Origin of the sequence: Ferrovibrio sp. (genome assembly GCF_029255545.1) — a bacterium.
Taxonomy (GTDB): Bacteria; Pseudomonadota; Alphaproteobacteria; order Ferrovibrionales; family Ferrovibrionaceae; genus Ferrovibrio.
Genome location: NZ_JANLJJ010000020.1, coordinates 55,992 through 75,971, shown reverse-complemented (window position 1 = coordinate 75,971; position 19,980 = coordinate 55,992). Strand labels below are relative to the sequence as shown.

Annotated in this window: 20 protein-coding genes and 1 other RNA gene; 6 read left to right on the top strand and 15 right to left on the bottom strand. The window is 64.9% G+C overall.

Annotation, left to right across the window (positions count from 1 at the left end):
- Positions 1-121: 121 nt before the first annotated feature.
- The 5 genes from ftsY to Q1J79_RS03405 form a co-directional block, all read right to left on the bottom strand.
- Positions 122-1,069 (bottom strand): signal recognition particle-docking protein FtsY, encoded by a 948-nt coding sequence (ftsY, locus tag Q1J79_RS03425; protein WP_300296518.1) that lies wholly within the window; start codon positions 1,067-1,069, stop codon positions 122-124.
- Positions 1,066-2,319, bottom strand: a complete 1,254-nt coding sequence (gene mtaB, locus Q1J79_RS03420) for a tRNA (N(6)-L-threonylcarbamoyladenosine(37)-C(2))-methylthiotransferase MtaB (RefSeq protein ID WP_300296515.1) — start codon at positions 2,317-2,319, stop codon at positions 1,066-1,068. Before mtaB ends, ftsY begins: the two co-directional genes overlap by 4 nt.
- Positions 2,320-2,323: 4 nt before the next feature.
- A complete protein-coding gene (dapF, locus tag Q1J79_RS03415; RefSeq protein WP_300296512.1) occupies positions 2,324-3,175 on the bottom strand; it encodes a diaminopimelate epimerase in 852 nt (283 codons plus the stop codon).
- Positions 3,176-3,266: 91 nt separating this feature from the next.
- Entirely contained in the window at positions 3,267-3,767 is a 501-nt protein-coding gene (locus tag Q1J79_RS03410; RefSeq protein WP_300296509.1) for an Hpt domain-containing protein, read from the bottom strand.
- A 10-nt stretch (positions 3,768-3,777) separates the two neighbouring features.
- Positions 3,778-4,275 carry a response regulator gene (locus Q1J79_RS03405; RefSeq protein WP_300296506.1) on the bottom strand — a complete coding sequence of 166 codons (498 nt, stop codon included), beginning with the start codon at positions 4,273-4,275 and terminating at the stop codon, positions 3,778-3,780.
- A 234-nt stretch (positions 4,276-4,509) separates the two neighbouring features.
- Between Q1J79_RS03405 and Q1J79_RS03400 the strand changes: the two genes are divergently transcribed.
- A complete protein-coding gene (locus Q1J79_RS03400) occupies positions 4,510-5,679 on the top strand; it encodes a multidrug effflux MFS transporter (RefSeq protein ID WP_300296503.1) in 1,170 nt (389 codons plus the stop codon).
- 27 nt (positions 5,680-5,706) lie between these two features.
- Here the strand turns inward: Q1J79_RS03400 and thyX are convergent, their stop codons facing one another.
- Positions 5,707-6,645: an FAD-dependent thymidylate synthase gene (gene thyX, locus Q1J79_RS03395; RefSeq protein WP_300296500.1), complete on the bottom strand. Its 939-nt coding sequence runs from the start codon at positions 6,643-6,645 to the stop codon at positions 5,707-5,709.
- Positions 6,646-6,838: 193 nt separating this feature from the next.
- On the opposite strand from thyX, the gene ssrA reads away from it, so the two are divergent.
- From ssrA to Q1J79_RS03380, 3 genes are all read left to right on the top strand, one after another.
- Positions 6,839-7,155, top strand: a transfer-messenger RNA (tmRNA) gene (gene ssrA, locus Q1J79_RS03390).
- A 146-nt stretch (positions 7,156-7,301) separates the two neighbouring features.
- Positions 7,302-7,805, top strand: a complete 504-nt coding sequence (locus Q1J79_RS03385; protein ID WP_300296497.1) for an SspB family protein — start codon at positions 7,302-7,304, stop codon at positions 7,803-7,805.
- A 54-nt stretch (positions 7,806-7,859) separates the two neighbouring features.
- Entirely contained in the window at positions 7,860-9,470 is a 1,611-nt protein-coding gene (locus Q1J79_RS03380) for a fumarate hydratase (RefSeq protein ID WP_300296494.1), read from the top strand.
- Between the two features lie 34 nt (positions 9,471-9,504).
- Here Q1J79_RS03380 and Q1J79_RS03375 read toward each other — a convergent pair whose 3' ends face one another.
- From Q1J79_RS03375 to Q1J79_RS03335, 9 genes are all read right to left on the bottom strand, one after another.
- Entirely contained in the window at positions 9,505-10,212 is a 708-nt protein-coding gene (locus tag Q1J79_RS03375) for an ABC transporter ATP-binding protein (protein WP_300296491.1), read from the bottom strand.
- Positions 10,209-10,940, bottom strand: coding sequence for an ABC transporter ATP-binding protein (locus Q1J79_RS03370; protein WP_300296488.1), 732 nt, complete (start codon positions 10,938-10,940; stop codon positions 10,209-10,211). The genes Q1J79_RS03375 and Q1J79_RS03370 overlap by 4 nt, the downstream gene beginning before the upstream one ends.
- Positions 10,937-11,938, bottom strand: a complete 1,002-nt coding sequence (locus Q1J79_RS03365; protein WP_300296485.1) for a branched-chain amino acid ABC transporter permease — start codon at positions 11,936-11,938, stop codon at positions 10,937-10,939. Before Q1J79_RS03365 ends, Q1J79_RS03370 begins: the two co-directional genes overlap by 4 nt.
- A complete protein-coding gene (locus Q1J79_RS03360) occupies positions 11,935-12,804 on the bottom strand; it encodes a branched-chain amino acid ABC transporter permease (RefSeq protein ID WP_300296482.1) in 870 nt (289 codons plus the stop codon). Before Q1J79_RS03360 ends, Q1J79_RS03365 begins: the two co-directional genes overlap by 4 nt.
- A 33-nt stretch (positions 12,805-12,837) precedes the next feature.
- Positions 12,838-14,070, bottom strand: coding sequence for an ABC transporter substrate-binding protein (locus Q1J79_RS03355; RefSeq protein WP_300296479.1), 1,233 nt, complete (start codon positions 14,068-14,070; stop codon positions 12,838-12,840).
- Positions 14,067-14,699 (bottom strand): MarR family winged helix-turn-helix transcriptional regulator, encoded by a 633-nt coding sequence (locus tag Q1J79_RS03350; RefSeq protein ID WP_300296476.1) that lies wholly within the window; start codon positions 14,697-14,699, stop codon positions 14,067-14,069. Before Q1J79_RS03350 ends, Q1J79_RS03355 begins: the two co-directional genes overlap by 4 nt.
- Before the next feature lie 272 nt (positions 14,700-14,971).
- Positions 14,972-15,565 carry a response regulator gene (locus tag Q1J79_RS03345; RefSeq protein ID WP_300296473.1) on the bottom strand — a complete coding sequence of 198 codons (594 nt, stop codon included), beginning with the start codon at positions 15,563-15,565 and terminating at the stop codon, positions 14,972-14,974.
- 56 nt (positions 15,566-15,621) lie between these two features.
- Complete coding sequence (gene dapD, locus Q1J79_RS03340) at positions 15,622-16,476, bottom strand: 2,3,4,5-tetrahydropyridine-2,6-dicarboxylate N-succinyltransferase (RefSeq protein ID WP_300296470.1); 855 nt, start codon at positions 16,474-16,476, stop codon at positions 15,622-15,624.
- Between the two features lie 94 nt (positions 16,477-16,570).
- Positions 16,571-17,296: a pyrimidine 5'-nucleotidase gene (locus Q1J79_RS03335; RefSeq protein ID WP_300296467.1), complete on the bottom strand. Its 726-nt coding sequence runs from the start codon at positions 17,294-17,296 to the stop codon at positions 16,571-16,573.
- Between the two features lie 156 nt (positions 17,297-17,452).
- Between Q1J79_RS03335 and Q1J79_RS03330 the strand changes: the two genes are divergently transcribed.
- Complete coding sequence (locus Q1J79_RS03330) at positions 17,453-18,682, top strand: sensor domain-containing diguanylate cyclase (RefSeq protein WP_300296464.1); 1,230 nt, start codon at positions 17,453-17,455, stop codon at positions 18,680-18,682.
- A complete protein-coding gene (locus Q1J79_RS03325; protein WP_300296461.1) occupies positions 18,679-19,935 on the top strand; it encodes a DUF2336 domain-containing protein in 1,257 nt (418 codons plus the stop codon). Before Q1J79_RS03330 ends, Q1J79_RS03325 begins: the two co-directional genes overlap by 4 nt.
- The last annotated feature ends 45 nt before the right edge of the window (positions 19,936-19,980 follow it).

Sequence of the window (19,980 nt, the reverse complement as noted above, 5' to 3'; positions counted from 1 at the left end):
GGAGCGATCTTGCTTTTCCGTCGGTGCACTGGGCGCTCAATCATTACCGAGCGGTCCAAGGACAGACACGCTTTCCAGCCCACACCAACCCACCGGGCGAGTTCGGCAATTACTGATTCCCTTATTGCTCCAGTCCGGCCAGCGCCCGAGCGAAGCCCGCGGCCGAGAAAGGCTGCAGGTCGGCGGCCTGTTCGCCGACGCCGATGAAATGCACCGGCAGGCCGAATTTGTCGGCGATCGCCACCAGAACGCCGCCCCGCGCCGTGCCGTCCAGTTTGGTCACGATCAGGCCGGTGACGGCGCAGATTTCCCTGAAAGTGGCCACCTGGCTGATGGCGTTCTGGCCCGTGGTGGCATCCAGTACCAGCAGCACGTGATGGGGTGCGTCCGGCGCCTGTTTCTTGATCACGCGCACGATCTTGGCCAACTCGCCCATCAGGTCGGCCTTATTCTGCAGGCGGCCAGCGGTGTCGATCAGCAGCACGTCGATATTCTGCTCACGCGCCTGGATCAGGGCATCAAAAGCCAGGCCGGCGGCATCGCCACCGGTTTCGCGCGCCAGCACCGGTGCGCCGACGCGCTCACCCCAGATTTTCAACTGCTCAATCGCTGCTGCCCGGAAGGTGTCGCCAGCGGCCAGCATCACGCTTTTGCCGTCCTCGCGCAGGCGCGCGGCGATCTTGCCGATCGTCGTGGTCTTGCCCACGCCGTTGACGCCCACAACCAGCACCACCTGCGGCTTGCCGCCGTCCAGCGCCAGCGGCCGCTCCACCGGTTGCAGCAGGCCGGCGACAGACTCGGCCAGAGCGGCGCGGATTTCCTCGGCCGAGATATCTTTCTCGAAGCGGTCCTTGGCAATCGCGGCAACGATCTTGGCCGCCGTGGTCACGCCCAGGTCGGCCTTGATCAGCGTTTCCTCCAGGTCGTCCAGCGCGTCCTGGTCCAGCTTGCGTTTGGTGAACAGCGCGCCGATCTGCTCGCCGAGCTGGCCGGCGGAACGCGACAGGCCAGCCTTCAGGCGGTTGAACCAGCCCGGCTTCTTCTCAGTCATGTTCTCGGGCTCGCTCATGCGGCCTCCAGCCATAATTTGCCCTCGCGCGCCGCTGCGATGCGCGCGGTGACGATGCTGCCTTTTTCCATGCCGTCCGGCAGGATCACCGGCGCATAGGTCTCGTCGCGGCCCAGGCCCTGCTGCTCCACCAGGATGCGCGCCTCGCTGCCGATCCGGCCGGTCAGAAAACGGCCCAATGCGGCATCGGCGCGGCGGCGCAGGTCTGCGGCGCGCGCCCGGCGCAGTTCGATGGGCAGTTGCGGCATGCGCGCTGCCGGCGTGCCGGGGCGGGGCGAATAGGGGAAGACATGCACGAAGGCGAGGCCGGCGTCATCGATCAGGGCGGCGCTGCACTCGAACGCATCGTCGCTTTCGGTCGGGAAGCCGGCGATCAGGTCGGCACCCAGCGCGATGCCGGGCCGCAGCGTCTGCAGTCTTGCTGCGACCTCCAGGGCCTGGGCGCGGCTGTGCCGCCGTTTCATGCGTTTCAGGATCAGATCGTCGCCGGCCTGCAGGCTCAGATGCGCATGCGGCATCACGCGTGGCTCCTCGGCATAGAGTCTGAGCAGGTCTTCATCGATCTCGGCCGGATCAAGCGAGGAGAAGCGCAGGCGTTCGATCTGCGGCACCAGGTTCAGCAACCGCCGCGTCGCCTGACCCAGTGTAGGCCGGCCGGGCAGGTCATGGCCGTAGGAGGTAATGTCCACGCCGGTCAGCACGAATTCGCGATAGCCGCGTGCTGCCATGGCCCGTGCCTGCTCAACCACGGCGCCAAGCGGCAGCGAGCGGCTCGGGCCACGGCCATAGGGAATGATGCAGAAGGTGCAGCGATGGTCGCAGCCTTGCTGGATTTCCAGATAGGCGCGTGGCCGGCCGGGGAAATGGCTCACGGCGGGCAGGGCGGGCGGCGTGTCGGTCTGGATGTCGCCGACGCTGATGCGCGGTGCACCGTCGCCGATCTCGCGCCAGGCAGCCTCGCCCAGCTTCTCGCGGTTGCCGATCACATGATCCACTTCCGCCATGGCGGCGAAGCCTTCGGCATTCACCTGGGCGGCGCAGCCGGTGACGACGATGCGGGTATCGGGCCGTTCGCGACGCAGGCGGCGGATCGCCTGACGCGCCTGCTTCTCTGCCTCCGCCGTCACCGCGCAGGTGTTGACCACCACCACATCATCACGCCCCAGTCTGTCGAGCAGGCCGCGGATCGCCTCGCCTTCATAGGCATTGAGGCGGCAGCCGAAATTCAGAACGGAGGTTTCGTCCGCCATCGCCTCAGGTGGCGTCCGCTGCGGTCCAGAAACTCGGCGGGATCTCGCCGCGGAAGGCCTCGGTGGCCGGACCGGTCATGTAGATATGGTTGTCGGTTGCCCATTCGATGGTCAGCACGCCGCCATCCAGGATGATCTCGGTCTTGCGTTCGACCAGATCGCGCCGCGCCGCCGCCACCAAAGTAGCGCAGGCGCCGGTGCCGCAGGCCCGCGTGATGCCGGCACCGCGTTCCCAGACCCGCATGCGGATTTGCGTGCGGTCGATCACCTGGGCGAATTCGACATTAATGCGCTGGGGAAACAGTGGATCATGCTCGATCTTTGGGCCGATCTCGGCCAGTGGAACGGCTTCGGCATCGGGCACAAAGAACACCACATGTGGATTGCCGACATTCACCGCGCCCGGCTTATCGTAACCGCCAAAGCTGTAATCCATGTGCAGAGTATTCATCTCGCGTGCCAGCGGGATGGCCTGCCACTCGAAGCGCGGTTCGCCCATGTCGACGGTGATCTGGCCTTTGGCGCCGCCGCGCGCCTGCAGCCAGCCGCCCAGCGTGTCGATGCTAACCGCGTCACGGCCGCTTTCGCGCATCAGCAGGGTCGCGACGCAGCGTGCCGCGTTGCCACAGGATTCCACCTCGCCGCCATCGGCATTGTGGATGCGCATGAAGGCATCCGCCTTGTCCGAGCGCTCGATGGTGATCATCTGGTCGAACCCGACCCCCCGCCGCCGGTCGCCCAGCAGGCGCACCGACGCCAGGTCCAGCGGCAGCGGGTGGGCACGCGCGTCCAGCACGACAAAATCGTTGCCGAGGCCGTGCATCTTGACGAAGGGAAGGGCGGTAGTCGGGTGCATGGCGGGGTTATAGGGCGGGGGGACCGGAGTGTCCAGAACAGCGCTCTGGCCAGAGGTGAAAACGGTGCCCGGAAAGGGCGGAAAAGCGGATTCAGCCCGCCTTGGTGCCCGGTTTTGCCTTGTCGACGGCGGCCTTCAGCGAACCGCGCAACTGGGCTTCCAGCGCACCACCCGAGCCCTTGATGCGGTGCGAGACCACCACATAGAGGGTGTCGACATGGATGCTGACGATTTCCTGCTGCAATTCGTCCAGGTCGTTCAGCTCTTTGAGGAAGTCGTGCAGCGATTTGGCGAATTCGGTCAGCAGTGGATAGCCGAAGACCCCGCCCATGCCCTTGATCTGGAAAGCCTCCTCGCGGATATGCTCAAGCACGTCGCGACGTGCCGAAGGATCGGCCGCCGCGCGGCCCAGCGCTTCGCGCAGGCTTTTCAGCGTTTCGACCGTTTCGTCGAGGAATTGCACGCTGGTATTCTCGACCAATGCTTCCATCTTCTGGCGCATATCGTCGTCCAGCTTGATGTCCATGCCGGTCTTGTAGTTGACCGCCTTGCGCTTCAGTTCGCCACGATTGGGGATGATTTTCCGGCGCATGGCGGCTGGTTTATTCCGGCTTGTTCTGGCGCCGGTCAGGGCCCTCGAAGGGCAGCTGCTGGCGGCGGCGGTCGGGGCCGAAATAGCCGGGCACGCTGACGAAATCGCGTGGTCGCGCGATCACCGATACCAGGCGGCGATACATGCCGTCTGCCGTGAATGGCTTGGCGAGGAATTCGGTCACGCCCTTGTCGCGCGACTCCATCACGTATTCCATCTCCGAATTCGCCGTCAGCATGATCACGGGCATCATGCGATCGGGCGAGGTGCCGTCGGTGCGCAGCCAATCGAGCAGGTCCGCCCCGGAGCGCGGCTTCAGGTTCCATTCGGTGACCAGCACGTCATAGCCGCCACTACGCAGGGCCGCGATCGCCTTCTCGCTGTCGCGCACCGTCGTCACCTGCGTCACGCCAAGCATCATCAGGATATCCTTCACCAGCTGACACATCAGCTTGTTGGTATCCACGACGAGGAAGCGGACGTGGCTGAAATCGATTTTTTCCGACATCCCTGAGCGAAAGCCCCCTTGCGACTCCCTGCGGCGATTTCCGGCGCCGCCCCTCCACCCGGGCGATAGGCGCTAGAATCGTAGAAATACTTTTGCGATCATATATATACTGGTGGTCGAGCGAAGCCAACCGATCCGCGACACTTTAAAGCGGGTAGCGCGGCTGATCATTCTACCCTTGGCTCTGGCTGCCTCTCAAGCATGTCGAAACCGCCTCCTCCCGCAGGCCTGCTCTTGCTGCTTACCATCCTGTTCGCAAACGGGATTCTGGCGGCGACGATGTATTTGCCCTCGCTGCCGGCGATCAGCGAGGCATTGGCGGTTCCGGTCGACATGCTGCCCCTGACCCTGACCGTATATTTCGTCACCTTTGCCGGCGGGCAGCTGGTTTACGGCCCGCTCAGCGACCGTTACGGCCGCCGGCCCCTGCTGCTGGGCGGCTTGGCTATCATGGTATTCGGTTCCGTCGCGTGTGCCCTGGCCGACAGCCTGTCGGCCCTGCTCTGGGCGCGGGCCGTGCAGGGCCTAGGCGCGGCCAGCGCGATGGCCACCGGTCGTGCCATCGTCAACGATGTCTACGACCGTCAGCAGGCGGCCCGGGCGACCTCGGTGATCTCTGCCTCTCTGGCGCTGGCGCCAATCATCGCGCCGGTGCTTGGTGGACTGGTTGAGCATTATCTCGACTGGCGGATCAATTTCTGGATCAACGGCGGCATCACCCTGGCGGTGCTGCTGATCCTGGTCCGTCGCCTGCCGGAGACCCATATCCCGGCTGCCGCGAATGGTTCGCTGCTGCGTGGCATTGTCGCGGCTTATGCCTTCCTGCTGTCCAACCGCGCCTTCCTCACCTTCGGGCTGCTCAATCTGGCGATTTTCGCCGGCCTGCACGGCTTCAGCGCCGGCGCTCCGGCCGTGCTGATTGGCACCATGGATTTGAGCGCCGTGAATTACGGCATCCTGATCGCGCTCGGCAGTGCCGGCTTCTTCATCGGCGCGCTGCTGTCGTCATGGCTGGGCGGCCGGCTCGGCCTGCTGCGCATGATTGATGCCGGCGTGATCTTCACCCTGCTGGGCGGTGTGGGCATGGCACTGTATGTGGCGCTGGTCGAGCCGAGCGTGATGGCGATCATCCTGCTGCGCTTGATCTGGGCCATCGGCATGGGGCTGGCAATGCCCAATTCGGTGGTGGGCGCGGTCGGCGTCAATCCGGCTACGCTCGGCGCCGGCGCGGCCCTGTCGGGTTTCCTGCAGACCGCCGGTGGCGGCCTGGGGTCTGCGGTCAATGCGCTGGTTCCGGCCGGCGACCCGCTGGCCCTTGCCCTAGCATTCGCCGGCACGGCTGTATTCGGCGCCGTGGTCTGGATCATCAGCCGCCGGGCCGCGCGCGCGGCTCTGGCGCGCTGATCCCGGCTTCGCGCCGCCCGGTTCTGCTCAGGCCTCCGGCTTGAGCACAGCCATTAATTCGCGCCATTCCCGCGCGCTCAGGCCTGAGCCGGCCTGATCGACGGTTTCCCCGGCCAGCATGCGCCGCACCGTTTTCAGCGCCGTGGCCGACAGGCTGGCGCCGCCAACGCGGTATTCCATGAAGGCGTCGTAGCAGGCCGGCACCCAGCGTTTCACGGTATCCAGCATCGCCTCGGCATAGACGCGGATTTCATACTGCGCATGGCCGTCGGCGCGCAGGCTGAGGAAATGCAGCAGGTTCAGCAGGTCGGTCTTCCAGTACCACTGGGTATAGAAATTCAGCGTCAGATTCATACGCGCCAGTTCGCGCGCCAGACCCTCGCGGCTTTCGTCGCGCTTGCTGCCATCCGGCCGCTCGTTCAGCATTTCCTCGTAGGAGGCATAGGACTGCATCGCGTCGCGCTTCAGCAGGTCCAGCACCCGCGCGGCTTCCGCGCCGGTCAGCAGATCGCCCCGGCCCTGGCGGTTGGAGCTCGACTGCGCCGCCAGCTGGTCGGCGGCGGGGATGTAGAATTCGTTGTCCAGGATCGAATAGCGCGCCGAATATTCGTTGACGTTGGCGGTGCGATGGCGGATCCACTGCCGTGCCACGAAGATCGGCAGCTTGACGTGATACTTGATCTCGCACATCTCGAACGGCGTGGTATGCCGGTGCCGCATCAGGTAGTTGATCAGGCCGCGATCCTCGCTGATCTTCTTGGTGCCACGGCCATAGGAGACGCGGGCGGCCTGTACCACGGCGCTGTCGTCGCCCATGTAGTCGATGACGCGGACGAAGCCATGATCGAGCACATTGAGCGGTTCGTAGAGGATGTCCTCCAGCGCCGGCACGGTGGCGCGGCGGGTCGGCTGGGACTGGCTGCGCAGGGCGGCGATCTCGGCGGCCTGTTCCGGCGTCATGGTCATGCGGGTCTCTCCGGCGGGCAAAGTCCGGCGACTCGGGTCGCCGGGCGAAAGGCAGGTGGTTATAGACCGGCGGGCCGAGTCTCAAAAAGTCCTGGGTCTGAAAAAGCCCCGGTTCCGCCGCACCGCTCCCGGCCACCCGCCCGGGAGTCCGGAAAAGCCCCCGGAAAAGCGCCGGAAAACCCTTTGGGCCGCGGGCCTTCAAAAACCGCCCCCGACCCCCTACATTGGGTCTGTCGGGAAACCGACTATGGCGATAAACGCCGCGCGGCATAGGCGTAACGGACCCGGGGGCAGTACCCGGCGCCTCCACCATGAGCCCGGACACATTCCCGGCCGGGTTGATGATGGGGGCGAATCAGGCTCGACGTGCGCAATAAAGGCTCGGTTTTTGCCCGGCATGATACCGCCGTTATCGGGTCAATCTCTAAGTGCCAACGACAATAGCGTTGCACTCGCTGCCTAATAGGTAAGCGCGGCTCGGGGGGCGCCGGGCAACAGAAGCCCCCCACTTCTCCCCGATATCCGCCCGTAGGCGGCATTAATCCCGTGGAAGGCCGAAATCCTGTGGAAGACCGGCCTTTGGCGGCCGGCTTGGAATTGAACCCCTGGAACGGGAAGGGTAAAATGCCTGCATTGCGTCCCCGAGAAGATTAGTCATGGCCGGCAAGCTGCTCGACTACAACCAGTTGGTGGAAACTGCCCTGCGCGGTGCGGTGCGCGAGGCGCTGAAGCGCGTCGCTGAATTCGGCCTGCCCGGCAATCACCATTTCTACGTCACCTTCCGCACCGACCAGCCCGGCGTCGAACTGCCGGATTACCTGCACGAACGCTATCCGGAAGAGATGACCATCGTGCTGCAGCACCAGTATTGGGGGCTGGAAGCGCAGGAGGAGGCCTTCCAGATCACGCTCAGCTTCAACAAGGTGCCCGAGCGCCTGGTGATCCCCTATGCGGCAATCACCGCCTTTGCCGATCCCAGCGTGCAGTTCGGCCTGCAGTTCCGCGTCGCGCCCAACATGGAAGCGCGGCCGGCCATCAGCAGCCCGTCCCCGGTCGGCGAGGCCGAGGCGACTCCCGCCACGCCAGCCGGCGAAGACGCGGGTGAGCGCAAGACCGGCGATGTCGTCGCGCTGGATGCCTTCCGCAAGAAAAAGACCTGACCCCATACGGCTCCAGCCAGCCGCCTTTCCCGATCCGCAGCCCCGGAGAATAGAATGCCCGAGTTCCGCTACGAGGACCTGTTTCCGCTCGGTCCCGACACGACGCCCTATCGCAAGCTCTCCAGCGACGGCGTCGAGGTGATCAAGGCCGGCGGGCGCGAAGTGCTGCAGGTTTCCGATAAGGCGCTCAGCGACCTCGCCTTTGCCGGCATGCGCGACATCGCGCATCTGTTTCGCCCCGGCCATCTGGCCCAGCTGCGCGCCATCCTCGACGACAAGGATGCCTCGCCGAACGACCATTTTGTGGCGCTCGAGCTGCTCAAGAACGCCAATATCTCGGCTGGCATGGTGCTGCCCAGCTGCCAGGATACCGGTACGGCCATCGTGATCGGCAAGAAGGGCCAGTATGTCTGGACCTCAGGGCGCGACGAGGAAGCGATCAGTCACGGCGTCTATCGCACCTATACCGAGACCAACCTGCGCTATTCGCAGCTCGCCCCGCTCGACATGTTCAAGGAAGTCAACACCGGCACGAACCTGCCGGCGCAGATCGAGCTTTATGCCACCGATGGCGACGCCTACAAATTCCTGTTCATGGCCAAGGGCGGCGGCTCGGCCAACAAGACCTATCTCTACCAGCAGACGCCTGCCGTGCTGCGTGGCGACACCCTGCTGAAGTTCCTCGATACCCAGATCAAGACGCTGGGCACCGCGGCCTGTCCGCCCTATCACCTGGCCATCGTGATCGGTGGGCTGTCGGCCGAACTGAACCTCAAGACCGCCAAGCTGGCTTCGGCGCGCTATCTTGACACCCTGCCGACGAAAGGCAGCGAAACCGCCCATGCCTTCCGCGATGTGGAATTCGAGCAGAAGATCCTCGAGCTCACCCGCGTCAACGGCATCGGTGCGCAGTTCGGCGGCAAGTATTTCTGCCACGACGTGCGCGTCATCCGCCTGCCGCGCCATGGCGCCAGCGTGCCCATCGGCATCGCGGTGTCCTGCTCGGCCGACCGTCAGGCGCTCGGCAAGATCACCCGCGACGGCATCTATCTGGAGCAGCTGGAACACAACCCGGCGCAGTATCTGCCCGAGCATGAAGACAAGCTCTCGGCCGAAGTGGTCAAGGTCGACCTCAACCAGCCGATGAGCGAGATTCGCAAGACGCTGTCGCAGTATCCGGTCAAGACGCGCCTGTCGCTGACCGGCACGCTGATCGTGGCGCGCGACCTGGCCCATGCCAAATTCGCCGAGCGAATCGAGAAGGGCCAGGGCTTGCCCGATTACGTGAAGAACCATCCGATCTATTATGCCGGCCCGGCCAAGACGCCGGATGGCATGGCCTCGGGCTCCTTCGGCCCCACCACGGCCGGCCGCATGGATTCATATGTCGGCCTGCTGATGGAAAACGGCGGCGGCTTCATCAGCCTGGCCAAGGGCAACCGCTCCAAGCAGGTGACCGATGCCTGCAAGACATACGGCGGCTTCTATCTTGGCTCGATCGGCGGCCCAGCCGCGATCCTGGCCAAGAACTGCATCAAGAAGGTTGAACAGCACGAATATCCAGAGCTTGGCATGGAAGCCGTATGGAAGATCGAGGTGGAGGATTTCCCCGCCTTCATCATCGTCGACGACAAGGGCAACGACTTCTTCGCCAACCTGGGCTGAACAGCAAAAGGCCACCGCAAGGTGGCCTTTTTAGTTACAGCCCCATATAGGCCTGGCGCACGCGGTCGTCGTGCAGCAGGGCCTCGCCGGTGCCCTGCATGACGATGCGGCCGTTTTCCAGCACATAGGCCTGATCCGCCAGTTTCAGCGACACGGCGACATTCTGCTCGACCAGGATGATGGTCATGCCGCGCTGGTGCAGCAGCCTGATGATGCGGAACACTTCCTGCACTACCGCCGGTGCCAGGCCGAGCGAGGGCTCGTCAAACATGACCAGCTCCGGCTGGCCCATCAGGCAGCGGCCGATCGCCAGCATCTGCTGCTCGCCGCCCGACATGGTGCCGGACAGCTGGTTGCGTCGTTCCGCCAGGCGCGGGAACAGCGTGAACACTTCGTCCAGCGTGGTTTTTTCCTTCGCCCGGGCGCGGGGCAGCATGGCGCCCATCTGCAGGTTTTCCAGCACGGTGAGGGTGGGAAACACCTGCCGGCCCTCGGCCACCTGGCCGATGCCGAGATTGCATACCTTGTGGCTCGGCAGGCCGGCGATCTGGGTGTCGCCGAAGCGGATGGCGCCGCGGCGCGGTTTCTCGATGCCGGCGATGGTGCGGATCAGGGTCGACTTGCCGGCGCCATTGGCGCCGATAATGGCGACGATGCTGCCCTTGGGCACGTGCAACGACACGCCGTCCAGCGCCTGGGCATCGCCATAGAAGACATCCAGGTTTTCGATGGCGAGGCTCATGCCTCCACCTCCTCGCCGAGATAGCATTCCAGCACGGCCGGGTCGCGCACCACATCCTCCGGCGCGCCACTGGCGATCACCTGGCCGTGATGCAACACCACCACCTGCTGCGACAAAGCCATCACCGCGCGCATCACATGTTCGATCAGCAGGATGGTCATGCCGTGTTTGGCGTTCAGTTCGCGGAACACCGCCACCATCTGGTCGGTCTCGGTCGGACGCAGGCCGGCCATCACCTCGTCCAGCAGCAGCAGTTTGGGCTCTGTCGCCAGCGCGCGCGCCACTTCCAGTCGCTTGCGCTCAGGCAATGTGAGCTGCGCGGCCGGCTGGTTGCGCTTGTCGGTCATGCCAAGCTGGTCCAGCACCGCCTCGGCCTTCCTGCGCGCCTGCCGGACATCGCTGGTCGCGCGCAAAGCGCCGACGATCACGTTCTCCAGTGCGGTCAGCTCCTTGAATGGCTTGACGATCTGGAAGGTGCGGCCGATGCCGGCATGGCAGATCTGGTCCGGTCGCAGGCCTTCGATGCGCCGGCCGTCAAAGGTGATGCTGCCTTCATCGGGGCGGAACACGCCGGCCACCATGTTGAAGCAGGTGGTCTTGCCGGCGCCATTCGGGCCGATCAGGCTGACGATGCCGCCCTGCGGCACGACCAGCGAGGCCTGGCTGACGGCGCGCAGGCCGCGAAAGCTTTTCGAGATGCCGTCGACAACGAGGAGGGATTCGGTCATGACCGATCCTCCAGGCCGAGTCGTTTGCGCAGCGGCGGCCAGATGCCATGCGGCAGGTAGATGATCACCGCCAGCAGACAGATGCCATAGAAGACCTGCTTGATGCCGGGGATTTCATAGCCCAGCGCATGCATGATCTCGGTGACCACCTCGGCCAGTGCGGTCAGGACGAAGGCGCCGAGGATCGGCCCGAACAGCGAGCCGACGCCGCCGATGATCGGGCCGAGGATCAGCTCGATCGAGCGCGACATGCTGAAGATCTGCTCGGGGAACAGGTTGTTGTAATAGAAGGCGAAGAACACGCCGCTCAGGGCTGTCATGCCCGACGAGATGGCGACGGCGATCATCTTGTAGCGGAACACGTTAATGCCCAGCGTCTGCGCGGCCTCGGGTTCCTCGCGGATCGCCAGCCAATAATAGCCGATGCGTCCGGTCAGCAGCCAGCGGCAGAACAGGAAGGCCAGTACGGTGACGGCCAGCAGGATGTAATAGAACATGGTCGGTGAACCGCGCAGGTTGAGCGGATCGCTGGCGGCCTGCTGCGTCACCGGCAGGAAGAAGCCGCCCGAGCCGTTCACCCAGGCGAAATGGTCGAAGCCGACGCGGGTGAATTCAGCAAACGCGATGGTCAGCAGGGCGAAATACACGCCGCTGATGCCGAAGCGGAAGGCAAGGAAGCCGATCACCAGGCCGGCTGCCATCGAGATGGCGATGGCCGGCAGCACGCCGGCCCAGGGTCCGATGCCGAAATGCACATACAGCGCGGCCGCCGTATAGGCGGCGATGCCGACATAGAGCGAATGGCCCAGGCTGAGCTGGCCGGCAAAACCCATCATCACGTTCCAGGCCTGGCCGGTATAGGCGAAATACAGCACCAGGATCAGGATCGAGAGGATATAGGCATCCACCACCAGCGGCGCGACCAGCAAACCGGCTAGCAGCAGGCCAAGCAGAACCAGGGCGCGCCGCGGCACGCCATCAATCAGGCGGGAAATCATGCTTTGCGCCCCAGCAGGCCCTGCGGCCGGAACAGAAGAACGAGGATCAGGATGGCGACGCCGAACATGGTTTTGGCCGATGGCGCGAAGAACAGGCCCGACATCGCTTCCGACAGGCCGATCAGTACGCCGCCGAGCAGCGCGCCGGGCATCGAGCCCAGGCCGCCGATGATCACGATGACAAAGGCCTGCAGGGTGAAGACCGGACCAATATTTGGCGTGGTGTCGATCAAGAGCGTCATCATGGCGCCGGCGGCGCCGACGCAGGCCGAGCCGATGCCGAAGGTCAGCGCATAAAGCTGCTTGACGTTGAGGCCGATCACCAGGGCGCCGAGATGGTTGTCGGCGCAGGCGCGGATTGCCTTGCCGGTATGGCTGAGCTTGAAGAAGGCGAACAGGGCGGCGGTGATTGCCAGCGCCATCGTCGCGGTGATGACGCGCACCTTGTCGACCAGCAGGGGGCCGATCTCGATCGAGTCGAGCGAATAATCCACCAGCACGCTGCGGGCATCCGGGCCGAAGATCATCAGCAGGCCATTCACCATGATGATCGCCACGGCGGCCAGCAGGATGAACTGGCTGTGCTCCGGCCGGTTGATGAAGGGGTTGATCAGAGCGGCCTGCATCGCATAACCCAGCGCGAACAGGATCACCGCGATCGGCACCATCGCCACCAGCGGATCGATATTCCAGGCGCCGAAGGCGACGATCGCTCCATAGGAGGCGATCGTCATCATCTCGCCATGGGCGAAGTTGACCACACGCACCACACCGAAGATCACCGACAGGCCGAGCGCCATCAGGCCATAGACCAGTCCGGTCAGAATGCCCTGCAATGCGACGGTGAAAACAAGTTCTGTTGGCATGACGGTTTTACAGTGCGTGTGGTCGGTTTCAGATCAGCGCTTGCTCCAGCTCGGCATCGGCAGGAGCAGGTTATCCTCCGCGATGTCAAGCGGCAGCACCACTTTCGGCCGCTGGTCCAGATTCTGCAGCGTCACCGACTTGATGTTGACGTTCTGGCCCTTTTCGTTGAACTGCAGGGTGCCGCCGGCCATCACGTGGTTGTCGATCTTGGTCAGGCGGATCGCGTCGGCCAGCGCCTTGCCATCCGTGCTCTTGGCACGATTGAAGGCATCGACGGCCACCATCACCGCCTCGAACGAGAAGCCGACATTCAGCTCGAACAACTCATTCTTGTAGGATTTGGTGAACTCGTCGAGCAGCTTCTGGGTGATCGACGAGCGCGGGTTGTACCAGGGCACATTGGTGATGAGGTAATTCGAGAACTTGCCCAGGGTCTTGTAGAACTGGTTCTCATAGAAGCCCGGCGCGCCGGGGCTCATCACGATCTTCGGCTCCCAGCGCTGCTTAACCATCTCGCGCACCATCAGGATGGCGTCGTTCAGGCGGGTCACCGGCATCACCATCTCGGCGCCGGTCGCCTTGGCCTTGGCGATCTCGACCGACAGGTCCTTGGCCTGCGGGTCATAGGCGATGGTCTCGACGATCTGGAATGGCAGGTTGAAGCGTGGCGCCATTGCCTTGATCGCGCCGGCCATGGCCTGGCCGAAGGTGTCGTTCACATGCATGAACACGGCGGTCTTAGGCGTGATACCGCTCTTCTCGAACACGGCCTTCATCAGGTTGAGGCCATCGCCGACCAGCATCGGCGCGGTCGGGAAATTGCGGAACACGAACTTGTAGCCCTGTTCGGTGATCTGCGGGGCGGCGGCCACGTTGATGATGTAGGGGACGCCCTTCTGCTCGGCGACCTGGGCAATCGCGGCCGACTGGCCGGAATCGAAGGCGCCAATCAGCACATTGGCGCCGTCGTTGATCAGCTTTTCTGCGCGCGAGCGGGCAATGTCGACATTCGATTCAGTGTCGGCGTTCATGATCTCGACATCGGCGCCCATGCCAAGCTGCTTGAGCACGCGCGGGGCGATGTCGATGCCGCGCTGGCAGGCAATGCCGAGCTGGGCCTGGAAACCGGAACGCGGATGGATCGAGCCGATCTTCAGCGCCTTGGGTTGGGCACGAACGATGTTGAACGGCGCGACGCCGGCCACGATGGCGGCGCCGGCTGCCGCCGAAGCGGCGAACTGGCGGCGGGTAATCTTGCTGCTCATGGTCTGTCCTCCCTGGGTGGATTCTGGCGCCGTCCGGATTGGCCGGCGCGTTTGGTGCGCGATGTTACCGGGTCGTTGTCCAGTACGGAATGCACCTCGCCGGTCAGGGCCGGCGCGGCGACGAACTTGCGCAGCAGGTGCATCAGCGTGTCATGCTCCTCCCGCGTCAGAACCTGGTTGATCAGCCGGTCATGGGTTTTGACCTGGGCAATGAATTCGGCCATCTGCCGCTGGCCGGCCGGGGTCAGGAACAGGCCATAGGCGCGGCGATCATGCGGATCGGCGCGGCGTTCCGCCAGTCCCAGCCGTTCCAGCCGGTCCACCATGGTCATGGCGCCCGAACGGGCGACGCCCAGGGCTTCGCCCAGCCGGCTCTGCTGCAGGCCGGGATTGCGGTCGATCAGCATCAATGCGGAAAACAGGGCGGGGCTGACGCCGCTTGGGCCGAGCCGGGCATAGAAGTCCTCCCAGACCCGCAACTGAGCCAGGCGCAGCAGGTAGCCGACATGGTTGGGCAGGGTGCCGTAATCAACCGGCGGTGCCGGGCGGCGCGCGGGTTTGTCACCGGCCGCATTCGCGGCGGCGGCTTTGCCCTCAGCCCTGATTCCGTTGCGGACAGATGCCGGCACGGCTGTTGTTCCTCCCTGCCGTCGACCCGATGGACCGCAGCTTGTTATGGCGCCGGATTGTAGCGAGGAACAATAGTAATGCAAGTGTACAAAATTACCTGCCTTGCCCGATGATCTTGCCGCCCCGCGGCCGTCACCGCCAGTGTCACGCGGGAGTCATGTCGGCAGGCTAGGCTGTTTGGACTCGGCGCCGCCTGCGCGCCCGGCCGGCTTCGGTGTCCCCGCCCCGACCGGCCTTTCTTTTTTGGCCGGCCTTTCTTTTTGGGATTGGGCTAGGCGGGGGCGCCTTTGCGCCGCCGGTCCTTGCCGGTCCGCCGCGTGGCTCGCTGCCGGCGATCGGCGTTCGGGATATCCTCAGGCTCCAGCTCGATGAAGCGGCGGTCGTTGCCGCGGCGGCGGTCATTCAGCCGGCGACGGTCGGGGCCAATGAAACTGCTGACACGCACGAAAGGTCGCGGCGTTTTCAGCACATACATCAATCGCCGCACCAGCGCCTCGACGGCCGGCGGTTTGACCACGATCTCATGCACGCCGGCATCGCGGGCCGCCATCACCAGGGCGGCATCCGGCGTCTCGGCCATCAGGATGATCGGCACGCGGCCAACATCCTCGCGATCGCGGCGCAGCCGCCGGGTCAGGGCGAGGCCGTCGCCACCGGGCAGCTTGTGATCGAGCAGCAGCACGCTGGGCGTCTGGATCATCAGCTGGCGCATCGTCTCGGCCACGCTGCCGGTCAAGATGATGCTGGGAAAGCCCATCCCCAGCAGCACATTGCGCAGGGCATGGCGCATGGCTCGGTTACCTTCCGCGACTAGGATGGTGGCGTTGCGGAAGGCTTTGGGATCGATTCGGCGGTCTTGTGACATGGAGCGACTCGGAAAGATTCCGGCCAGTTTTGCCGCACTCCGTTAACGAAGCGTGATCAGTCGCGCAGGAGTTCGTTGATGGAGGTCTTCGAGCGGGTCTGGGCATCGACGCGCTTGACGATCACCGCGCAATACAGCGATGGGCCCGGCTGGCCGTTGGGCAACGGTTTGCCCGGCATGCTGCCCGACACCACCACCGAATAGGCCGGCACGCGGCCCTGGAACACCTCGCCGGTGGCGCGGTCAATGATCTTGGTCGAGGCACCGAGATAGACGCCCATCGAGAGGACGGCGCCCTCCTCGACGATCACGCCTTCGGCCACCTCGGCGCGCGCGCCGATGAAGCAGTTATCCTCGATGATCACCGGATTGGCCTGCAACGGCTCCAGCACGCCGCCAATGCCGGCGCCGCCCGAGAGATGCACGTTCTTGCCGATCTGGGCGCAGGAGCCCACCGTGGCCCAGGTATCCACCATGGTGCCGCTGTCGACATAGGCGCCCAGGTTGACGAAGCTGGGCATCAGCACCACGCCCGGCGCGATATAGGCGGCGCGGCGCACCACGGCGCCGGGCACGGCACGGAAGCCGGCGCCGCGGAAGCGCTGCTCGCTCCAGCCGGCGAATTTCGACGGCACCTTGTCGAACCAGTGGGCGCCGCCCGGCGCATCCGAAATCAGCATGTTGTCGGTCAGGCGGAAGCTGAGCAGCACGGCCTTCTTGGCCCACTGGTTCACGTCCCATTTGCCGCTGATCTTCTCGGCGACACGTAGCTTGCCGTCGTCCAGCGCGTTCAGCGTGGCTTCCACCGCCTCGCGCACCTCGCCCTTGGTGCTGAAATTGACCTGGTCGCGGGTCTCCCAGGCGGCGTCGATCACGGGCTGCAGCTGGGCCTTGAGCGTGGCGTCGGTCATGGGGAAATCCTCGTCAAATCGGGCGGGAGTGCGAAAACCGCGAGACAATAGCCGCCATACCCCCCAAGTCAACGGGGGCGGCTGCAGGAATGGCCTAGTCCAGCGGCAGGGCGGCCAGGAAGGACGCCAGGTCGGGCGCCACATGGTGGATATGGTCATCACCCTGTTCGGGTTGGGCCCAGGCCGAGGCGGTGGGCACCCATATGGTGGTCATGCCCAGGCCGGCGGCCGGCTTCAGGTTGCGGGCCATGTCTTCCACCATCACCGCGCGCTGCGGCGCGATCCCATAACGCTCCACCAGTTGGTGATAGGGCGGTTCCTGCGGCTTGGGCAGATAGGCCGAGGCGACGATGTCGAACACGCCGTCAAAGCGGTCGGAGATGCCCAGCCGCTCCAGCACGCGGTCAGCATGGGCCACGGTGCCATTGGTGTAGATCAGCTTGCGGCCGGGCAGGCGATCCAGTGCCTCAGTCAGGGTCGGCAGCGGCGCGACGACGGAAACGTCGATGTCATGCACGTAATCCAGGAAGGCTTCCGGGTCGACGCCATGCTCGACCATCAGGCCTCGCAGGGTTGTGCCATGGGCCTGGAAGAAGCCCTTCTGGCGTCGGCGCGCCTCGTCCGGCCCCACCTTGAACAGGTCGGCGATGAAGCGGCCCATCCTCACATCGATCTGCGCGAACAGGTTGCACTCGGCCGGATACAGCGTGTTGTCGAGATCGAAAATCCAGGTCTCGGCGCGTGCCAGCCCGGCATCGCGCAGCGGCACGACGGGGGTGGTGCCGGCATCGGCAAGCGGCTGGGAAAGCGGGGCGATCACGGTTTCGCAGCATAGGCGGTTCTGGCTAGAATGGCGAGTATCCGGGGCCGTTGGCGGTCCCGTCAGACCGATTGACGACAGGGAGGGGCAGGGTTGCCCGAAAGCGTGACAGCAGCGCAATTGACCGGTTTGCCGGCTCTGGCGCCAGAGGCTCTGGTGCCGGCTTTCCCAGGACCCGCCGCTGTGCTGGATGCCGAGGGCCGCGTGCTGCTGGCCAATGCCGCCGCTGATACCCTGCTGGCCGAACTGGGGGCGGGACGGCTGCCGGCGCTGGCGGCGGCGCTCGACGCAGCGTTGCAGGATGGCCGGACGCGACAGGATCGCGCCGATCTGCCCGGTCCGCGTGGCGGGATCGCCCTGCATCTCACCCTGATCGTCTATGGCGATGCCGATGGCGCGCGCCGCCTGCTGCTGCTTGGCCGCGACAGCACGCTGGAACGCAACCTGACCCAGGCGCTGATGCAGTCGCGCCAGCTGTTCAAGGATCTGGTCATCTGCTCGACCGACTTCGCGTGGGAAACCAAGGCGGATGGCAGCTTCGGTTTCGTCTCGCCGCGCGGTGCGCTGGGCTTCAGTGCCCGCGAGCTGGAAGGCACCAGTGCGCGCAACCTGCTGGCCGAGGAAACGCCCGATACGCCGCGACCCGCCGTGCTGCCCTTTGAGACGGAAACGCCGATGGAAGCGGCCGAGATTTTCCTGCGCCGCAAGGATGGTTCGGTCGGGTGTTTTGAAGTGTCCTGCCTGCCGGTGCGCGATACCAAGGGGGCCTGGCTTGGCGTGCGCGGCGTGGCGCGCGACGTGACCGAGGCGCGCGAACGCGTTGACGCCCTGCGCCGCGCCCACAAGCAGCTCAATCGCCTGGCCAACACCGATGGCCTGACCGGCCTGCTCAACCGCCGCGCCTTCCTGGCCGAGCTGGAGAAACGCCTGCCGCGCCATTTGCGCAACAAGCTGCGCGGCACGTTGATCTATTTCGATCTCGATAATTTCAAGAAAGTCAACGACGTGCATGGCCACCAGGCCGGTGACGAGGTGCTGAAGGCCGTGGCCGAGGCGGCCAGGCGCATGCTGCGCGCCGTCGACCTTGCCTCGCGCATCGGCGGCGACGAATTCCTGCTCTGGCTGGAGGAAAGCGACCGAGCCGCGGCTGAATCCATCGCCGCCCGCCTGCATGATTCGGTTCGCGAGATCGACAGGCAGTATGGCGTCGAGGGCTTCCCGCTCGGCTATTCGATCGGTATCGTGTTTTCCCGGCTTGATGGGCCGGAAAGCACCGAATCCCTGATCGCGCGCGCCGACGAGGCGATGTACACCGCCAAGAAAGGCGGCAAGGGGCGCAGCCATATCGCATTGCCGCCCGATGCGGAAGGCGAGGTAGCAGCGTGATCGGCAAGGGCGTGGATTATGAAAAGGCCAAGGCGCTGGCGGCATCGGAAGATCCCGCCGTGCGCCTGCAACTGGCCAAGCGCAGCGACACCCAGCCGGAAATCCTATACTACCTCGCGGTCGATGCGGCCGAAGAGGTGCGCCGCGCCATCGCCGAGAACGAGGCGACGCCGGCCCAGGCCTATCTGCTGCTGGCCAACGATGCTTCCGAGGAAGTGCGCCGCCGCCTGGCCGAGAAGGTCGCCCGGCTGTTGCCGGCCATGCCGGAAGACGAGGCCAGCAAGGCACGCGAGGTGGCGATCCAGACGCTCGAATTGCTGGCGCAGGACGAGCTGACCCGCATCCGCGCAGCCTTGTCGGAGGCATTGAAATCCGCCACCAACGTGCCGCACCACTTGGTCAAGCAGCTGGCCCAGGATGTCGAGCTGATCGTCTCGGCGCCGGTGCTGCAATTCTCGCCGCTCCTGAGCGATGACGACCTGCGCGAGATCGTCGCTGGCTCGGCCCAGTCGGGCGCGCTCACCGCCATCGCCCGCCGCGTCGGCCTGTCGACCGGCGTGTCGGATGCCATTGCCGCCACCCGCGACATCTCGGCGGTGGCCTCGTTGCTGGCCAATGATTCGGCGCAGATCCGCGAGGAAACGCTCGACCTGATCCTCGATGCCGCGCCCAGCGTGGAAAGCTGGCATGAACCGCTGGTGCATCGCCCCAACCTGCCGGGCAAGGCAGCCAAACGCATCGCCGGCTTCGTCGCCGCCTCGCTGCTCAAACTCCTGTCCGAGCGCAAGGACCTGCCCGCCGATGCGCTGGCCGAGGTGCGTCAGGTGATGGAAAAGCGCCTCGACGTGAAGCTGGAAGAGGCCAAAATCGAGGAAGGCGAGGCCGAAAGCGATGGGCAGACGCCGATGGCCGAGGCCGAGGTGAAGGTGAAAAAGCTGATCAAAGCCAAGAAGCTCGACAACGACGCCGTGCAGGACGCCATCGAGCGTAACGACCGCAATTTCGTGCTGCAGTCCCTGGTGCAGAATGGCCGCATTCCGATGTCAGTAATCCAGAAGGCGCTGGAGGCCCGCAACGGCCGTCTGATCACGGCGCTGGTCTGGCGCGCCAGATTCTCCATGCGCACGGCCGTGATGATCCAGCGCGACATCGCCCGCGTACCGCCGCGCATGATGCTGAATGCTCGCAACGGTACCGACTATCCAATGTCGAATCCCGAGCTGGAAGAGCAGCTCAAGATTCTGGGGCTTTAGGCTCCAGTCCATTGTCATGGCCAGACTTGTTCCGGCCATCCACGT